Origin of the sequence: Methylobacterium sp. Leaf108 (assembly GCF_001423265.1) — a bacterium.
Classification (GTDB): domain Bacteria; phylum Pseudomonadota; class Alphaproteobacteria; order Rhizobiales; family Beijerinckiaceae; genus Methylobacterium.
The window spans coordinates 86175-92495 of sequence record NZ_LMND01000007.1 but is presented as its reverse complement, the minus strand read 5'-3'; the positions used below and the strand labels follow the sequence as shown (position 1 = coordinate 92495).

6 protein-coding genes and 1 pseudogene are annotated in these 6321 nt (G+C 70.3%); 3 read left to right on the top strand and 4 right to left on the bottom strand.

The genetic code is table 11. The annotated features are described in order from the left end of the window. The 4 genes and pseudogenes from ASF39_RS22260 to ASF39_RS06955 form a co-directional block, all read right to left on the bottom strand. A pseudogene (locus tag ASF39_RS22260) lies at nucleotides 1-126 on the bottom strand (flagellin); the annotation flags it as partial. Nucleotides 127-355: 229 nt separating this feature from the next. Then, a complete protein-coding gene (locus tag ASF39_RS06965; protein WP_056282186.1) occupies nucleotides 356-1885 on the bottom strand; it encodes an acyl--CoA ligase in 1530 nt (509 codons plus the stop codon). 190 nt (nucleotides 1886-2075) lie between these two features. After that, nucleotides 2076-3086 carry a 2-dehydropantoate 2-reductase gene (locus ASF39_RS06960; RefSeq protein WP_056282183.1) on the bottom strand — a complete coding sequence of 337 codons (1011 nt, stop codon included), beginning with the start codon at nucleotides 3084-3086 and terminating at the stop codon, nucleotides 2076-2078. A 333-nt stretch (nucleotides 3087-3419) separates the two neighbouring features. Further along, complete coding sequence (locus ASF39_RS06955) at nucleotides 3420-4184, bottom strand: fumarylacetoacetate hydrolase family protein (RefSeq protein ID WP_056282180.1); 765 nt, start codon at nucleotides 4182-4184, stop codon at nucleotides 3420-3422. 380 nt (nucleotides 4185-4564) lie between these two features. On the opposite strand from ASF39_RS06955, the gene ASF39_RS06950 reads away from it, so the two are divergent. From ASF39_RS06950 to ASF39_RS06940, 3 genes are all read left to right on the top strand, one after another. After that, nucleotides 4565-4777, top strand: coding sequence for a CsbD family protein (locus ASF39_RS06950; protein WP_056282177.1), 213 nt, complete (start codon nucleotides 4565-4567; stop codon nucleotides 4775-4777). Between the two features lie 144 nt (nucleotides 4778-4921). Beyond that, nucleotides 4922-5392, top strand: a complete 471-nt coding sequence (locus tag ASF39_RS06945) for a CsbD family protein (protein ID WP_055886311.1) — start codon at nucleotides 4922-4924, stop codon at nucleotides 5390-5392. A gap of 123 nt (nucleotides 5393-5515) precedes the next feature. Then, nucleotides 5516-6304, top strand: coding sequence for a creatininase family protein (locus tag ASF39_RS06940; RefSeq protein WP_056282172.1), 789 nt, complete (start codon nucleotides 5516-5518; stop codon nucleotides 6302-6304). The last annotated feature ends 17 nt before the right edge of the window (nucleotides 6305-6321 follow it).

Sequence of the window (6321 nt, the reverse complement as noted above, 5' to 3'; positions counted from 1 at the left end):
GTCGGAGGCGGTGGAGACGCGCTGGCCCGTGGAGACCCGGTTGCTCGTCATGTCGAGCGACTGGTTGATGGACTTCAGGGTCGTCAGGGCGGTCATCGCGGACCGGTTGGTCAACAGGCTGGTCATACGCTCCAGCGTCCTCCCGACGATCCGCGCCGACGTTACGCTCGGCCTGGAATACCCTTCCCGTTAGCCATAGTCGTCAGGTCTTGACCTCCGGTTAAGCCTGCCGCGCGCCCCAACCTCGGGTTGCCGGGGCGGAAGGCCCGGACCTCCCGTGAGCCGAGGGTCAGGTCCGCGTCATGGGCGGACGGCGATCGCGTCGCCTGCCCGTCCGAGACGCGCGCGAAAGCCTTCACGCCAGTCCGAGCTTCTCGGCGAGACCGATGCGCTGGAGCTTGCCGGTGGCGCCCTTGGGAATCTCGTCGAGGAACAGGATCTTGGCGGGCACCTTGAACGGTGCGAGGCGCTCGGCGGCGAAGCTGCGCAGGTCCTTCTCCGTCAGGCTCTCGCCCTCGCGCAGGACCACCGCCGCGCTGACGTCCTCGCCGAGCTTGTCGTGGGGCACCGCGAAGGTCACGCATTGCGACACCGCCGGGTGGTCCATCAGGATCTCATCGACCTCGCGCGGCGAGATCTTCTCGCCGCCCCGGTTGATGATCTCCTTGAGGCGCCCGGTGATGGTGAGGTAGCCCTCGGGCGAGAGCGTGCCCTGGTCGCCGGTGCGGAACCAGCCCTGCGGCGTGAAGGCGGTGGCGTTGGCCGCCTCGTTGTTCTCGTAGCCCGCCATCACGTTGGCGCCGCGGATCACGATCTCGCCGGTCTCGCCCACGGGCAGCGGCTCGCCGTCGAAATCCACGATGGCGATCTCGGGGCCGGCGGCGAGGCCGACCACGCCCGGATAATGCGGCCGGGGCGGCAGCGGGTTCGAGGCCATCTGGTGGGCGGCTTCCGTCATGCCGTAGGCCTCGATCAGGGGCGCGCCGAACGCCTCCTCGATCTCCTTCATCACCTGCGGCGGCATCGAGGAGGAGGAGGAGCGGATGAACCGCAGCGGGTTGGCCTTGATGACCTCGGCGTTGCGGGCGGCGCGGCCGAGGATCGCCTGGTGCATGGTCGGCACCGCCGTGTACCAGGTCGGGCGCACCTCCCCCATCCAGCCGAAGAACTTGAGGGCGTTGAAGCCCGGCGTGCAGGCGACCTGCCCCCCCACCGAAAGCGGCGCCAGGATGCCGGCGATCAGCCCGTGGATGTGGAACAGCGGCATGATGTTGAGGCCGCGGTCCTCGGCCGTGAAGGCGAGCGCGGTGCGGATGTTGCCGGCCGAGGCGCAGACGTTGGTCTGGGTGAGCGGCACGATCTTGGGGCGCGAGGTGGTGCCCGAGGTGTGGAGCACCAGGGCGATGTCCGAGGGTTCGGCCGGGCCGCCGGCCGCCGGGGCGGCGTCCGCCATCGGGAAGGCGAGGGTGAAGCTGCCCGCACCCCGGTCCGGGGTCGGCGTCAGGCGCACCACCGGGATGCCCAGCGCCTCGGCCACCGCGACCGCCGGCGAGGCCGAGCCCTCGGCCACCACCAGCACCTTGGCGCCGAGATCGGTGAGGTAGAACTTGAACTCGTCGGCCTTGTAGGCCGGGTTCAGGGGGGCCGAGGTCGTGCCCGCCGCCACGGCGATGAAGGCCGCGGCCATCTCCGGCCCGTTGTCGAGCACGATCGCGACCCGGTCGCCGCGTCCGATCCCGTGGGCGTTGAAGTCGGCGACGGTGCGCGTGGCCAGCGCCCGCAGGGCACCGTGGGTGAGGGGCACGCCGCCGGGGCTCGACAGCGCCGTGGCCTCGTCGGCGCCGGCCTGGATCAGGGCATGGAGGGTTGTGGCGGTCTCGGCCATGGATCTGTCACCGTCCTTAAGCAGGTTTCGCAAAAGTGGCCACCGGTTCTGCGTCAAAAACCTGGGACACATCAAAGACTTAAGCAGGGCGAGGCGCTGGCGCGCCAACCTGGACCCGCCTGAGGGGATCGACCGCGTCCGTCCGGGCCGTGCCCCCTCCCTGAGTGTGGGAGGGGAGGGGGGAGAAGCGTCAGGCCGGCGCGATGGCGAGACGCCCCTGCGCGCGATCGAGGCTCTGGGAGAGCAGGCGCATCAGGGCATAGACCGTGCCGATGTGCGGGGTCGGCGTGCCGGTGAGGCGGCCGAGTTCGATGATCGAGCCCACCAGCGCCTCGAGTTCGATGGGCCGGCCGGCCTCCACGTCCTGCAGCATCGATGTCTTGTGCGCGCCGACCTTCTCGGCGCCCGCGATGCGTTTTTCGATGCCGAGCTTGAACGTGACGCCGAGCGCGTTGGCGATGGTCTGCGCCTCGCGCATCATGTCGGCGGCCAGTGCCCGGGTCTCGGGGAACTGGCAGATGTCCACGAGGGTGGCGTGGGAGAGCGCCGAGATCGGGTTGAAGCTGAGGTTGCCCCACAGCTTGAGCCAGATCTCCGCCCGGATGTCGCTGGTGACCGGCGCGCGGAAGCCGGCCTTGATCAGGCGCTGCGCCAGGGACTGCACCCGTGGGCTCATGCTGCCGTCGAGTTCGCCCAAGCCGAAGCGGTGGCCTTCGATGACCTGCACCACGCCGGGCTCGGTGAGCACGGCCGCCGGATAGACCACCGAGCCGATCACGTGCTTGGGGTCGAGGTGTTTCGCGATGAGGCCGCCCGGATCGGCGGTCTCGAGGTGCGTGCCGGCGAGATCCCCACCGTGGCCGCCCGAGAAGTACCACCACGGGATGCCGTTCTGCATTGTCACCACCATCGTCTCGGGGCCGATGAGGTGGTGCAGGTCGGCCGCGATCGGCCCGACCTGGTGCGCCTTGACGGTGAGCAGGACCACGTCGTGCGGGCCCGCCTCCGCCATCGAGGCCGTCGCCTTGAGGTTGGTGACGTGGATCTCGGATCCGTTCTCCTCGATCAGGCGCATGCCGTTCTCGCGGATGGCCGACAGGTTGGCGCCGCGCGCGATGAAGGTGACGTCCTCGCCGGCGTGGGCGAGCCGAACCCCGAGGAATCCGCCGATGGCGCCTGCGCCGACGATGGCGATGCTCATGTCACTGACCTTGCGTTCTGCTGGGCTTGGCGTTCTGCCGGGCTTGAAGACGGCCGGCGCGCGGAGGTTCCCCCGCCCGGGCCAGGCCGAGGGCGGCGGCACGGATATCACCCGCGGCGAGAGATGCCGGCCGTCGGTCGAAGCGCGGGTCCCCTCTCCTGGAAGGAGAGGGACAGGGTGAGGTGAGAGGTCTGTCCGGAGAGGTCGCACACCTCACCCCTACCCTCTCCTTCCAGGAGAGGGAGCCTCGGCGCGCACCCTTTGGTCGTCCACCGAGCGGTGCGCGAATCCGATGGGCGGGGATGGGCCGCGCGGCGGCCGCGGTGACGTTCCTCATGAAAACCGGTTCTCGAGCACGCCGATGCCCTCGATCTCGACCGCCACGGTCGCGCCCTTGGGGATCGGGCCGGTGCCGTTCGAGGTGCCGCAGGCGATGAGGTCGCCCGGCTCCAGGGTCATCCCCTGCGAGACCAGGGAGACGATCTCGGCGGGCTTGAGGATCATGTCGGAGAGCGGATAGCTCTGGCGCTCGCGACCGTTGACCCGGACCCGCACGGTGAGGGTGTCGGAATCGAGCCCGGTGGCGATGACCGGCCCGAACGGGCCGAACCCGTCGAGGCCCTTCGAGCGAGTCCATTGCACGAAGCTCGGGTCGGCCTTGAGGACGTCGAGGGCGGTCACGTCGTTGACGCAGGTGTAGCCGAAGATGTGCCCGGCCGCCGCCTCCACCGTGAGGTCGCGCCCGGCCTTGCCGACGACGATGCCGAGTTCGCCCTCGAACAGGATGCGCCCGATCCCCTCGGGGACCGCCACCGCCTCGCCGCTGGCGCGGTAGGTGTTGGGCGGTTTCACGAAGAACAAGGGGGCCGCCGGCCGCTCCAGCCCCTGCTTGTCGGCCATCGCGTGGAAATTGTTCCACAGGGCGATGAGCTTGGAAGGGCGGCAGGGCAGGGCGGGCGTCACCGCCGCGACGGCGAGGGTCTCGCCGGTGGCCGTCGGCGTGCCGAACAGGTCGCCCGTGAACACCGCGATGGTGTCGCCGTCGAGGTGTCCGAAACCGTCCCGGCCCTCGTGCCGGTAGGAGATCCATCGCGCCATCGCCTCAGAGGCTCCGGGCGGGCGCGGAAGCGGGACGCACGGCGTGCATCGTCATGGCGTGCTCTTCCTCGTCGGCGGTGTCGCCAGCGGCGGTTCTAAAGATCCGGATCGTCGATTCAAGGCGCTATAGAGCATCGCGGCAGCATCGACCCTCATAAAAATTTTGTCGACCAAGGACAAAATTCTTTAGACCTGACGAAATCGTGACGTTCGACAGGTCATGCCGCGCCCTGCCGGCTCCTCATCGCTGCGCTGCCGCAAAACCGATCCCCGCAGTCGTCCGGGGAACAATCGGTGCGCTGCACCGTTCCGGTTGCCGACGGTGAGCGGGCACGGTGTGCGACGTCGCCGCCTCCTCAACCAAGGATGGAACGTTTCCCATGAGCAGCACCACGGACAAGATCAAGGGTCTCGCCAACGAAGCCGTCGGCAACATCAAGCAGGGCATCGGTTCGGCCACCAGCAACGAGAAGCTGCAGGCCGAGGGCAAGGCCCAGGAGCTGAAGGGCGAAGCCCAGAAGACCGTCGGCGACGTCAAGGACGGCGCCAAGAGCGCCGCCCAGACCGCGGCCGACGCCGTCAAGAAGATCTGATCGTCCCAAGACGATTAGATCCCCGACGAATCGCCGGACACGACGACCATGGCGCGGGGCGGCCTCGGTGCCGTCCCGCGCGGGACTGGGCCTGACTTCGTCGTACCCACGTTTGAACCACCTACGAACGAAGGATCGTTCAGCATGAACAGAGATCATCTCGAAGGCGGCCTGCGCCACCTCAAGGGCCGCGGCGAGACCGCGATCGGCGCCGTGACGGGCCGCGCCCGCCAGCAGGTCGAGGGCGCCTACGATCAGGTCGCCGGAGCCGCCCAGCACGCCTACGGCGATGCCCGCGACACCGCGCGGAACCTGCAGCGCGACGGCCGCCACCTCGCCGACGAGGCCGCCGACCGCGGCCGCGCCCTGCTCGACGACGTCCAGGACCGGGGCCGCGACCTGCGCGACCGGAGCCGGCACCTAGCCGACGAGGCCACCGACCGCGGTCGCGCGCTCTTCGACGACGTTCAGGACCGGGGCCGTCATCTCCGCCACGAAGCCGCCCGCCGCAGTCGCGCCGTCGCCGACCGCGCCGAGGAGAACAAGGCCGTGACGCTGCTGCTGGTGGCCGCCGCCGCCTTCGGCGCGGGCTGGCTGCTGCGCCGCACCCGCTGACCCGCGAACGACCGGCAGCTCACCGGTGACGAAAGGCGCCCCCCGCATGCGCGGGGGCGCCTTTTTCGTCGGCTCGATAGGGCCTATGGCCGGCGGACAGCTTGGTCGCGAGGAGCCTCCCCGATGCCGATGCAGCCCTGGTCCGCCCTCACGACGCAGGAGATGCGTGCGCGCGACATGAGCCGCACGATCGCGGTGCTGCCGGTGGCGGCGGTGGAGCAGCACGGACCGCACCTGCCGCTCTCCACCGACGTCACCATCGCCGAGGGCTATCTCGCCCGCGTCGCCGCCCTGGTCCCCGACGACCTCGACGTGCTGGTCCTGCCGGTGCAGGCGGTGGGCAAATCCGACGAGCACGACGAGTTCGCCGGCACCCTCACCCTCACCACCGAGACGGCCCTGCGCGCCTGGATCGAGATCGGCGCCTGCGTCCATCGGGCCGGCTGCGGCCGCCTCGTCATCGTCACCTCGCACGGCGGCAACAGCGCCCTCATCGACCTCGTCGCCCTGGAGCTGCGCGGGCGCTGCGGCCTCATCGCCGTCACCACCGCCTGGAGCCGGTTCGGCTATCCCGACGGTCTGTTTCCGGACGCCGAGGTCCGCCACGGCATCCATGCCGGCGGCATCGAGACGGCGCTGATGCTGGCGCTCGCGCCCGAGGTCGTGCGCACCGAGGCCATCGCCGACTTCACCCCGCGCACGCTCGCCATGGAGCGGGATTTCACCCACCTGCGCGCCGGCCGGCCGGCGGCCTTCGCCTGGAAGGCGGGGGACCTCAACCCCGCCGGCGCCATCGGCGACGCCCGCCTCGGCACGGCGCAGGCCGGTGCCGTCGCCCTCGACCACGGGGCACGGGCGTTCGTCGCGCTGTTGCGCGACGTCTCCCGCTTCGACCTCGCCCCGGCGACGTAACCGGCCACGGGTGGCGG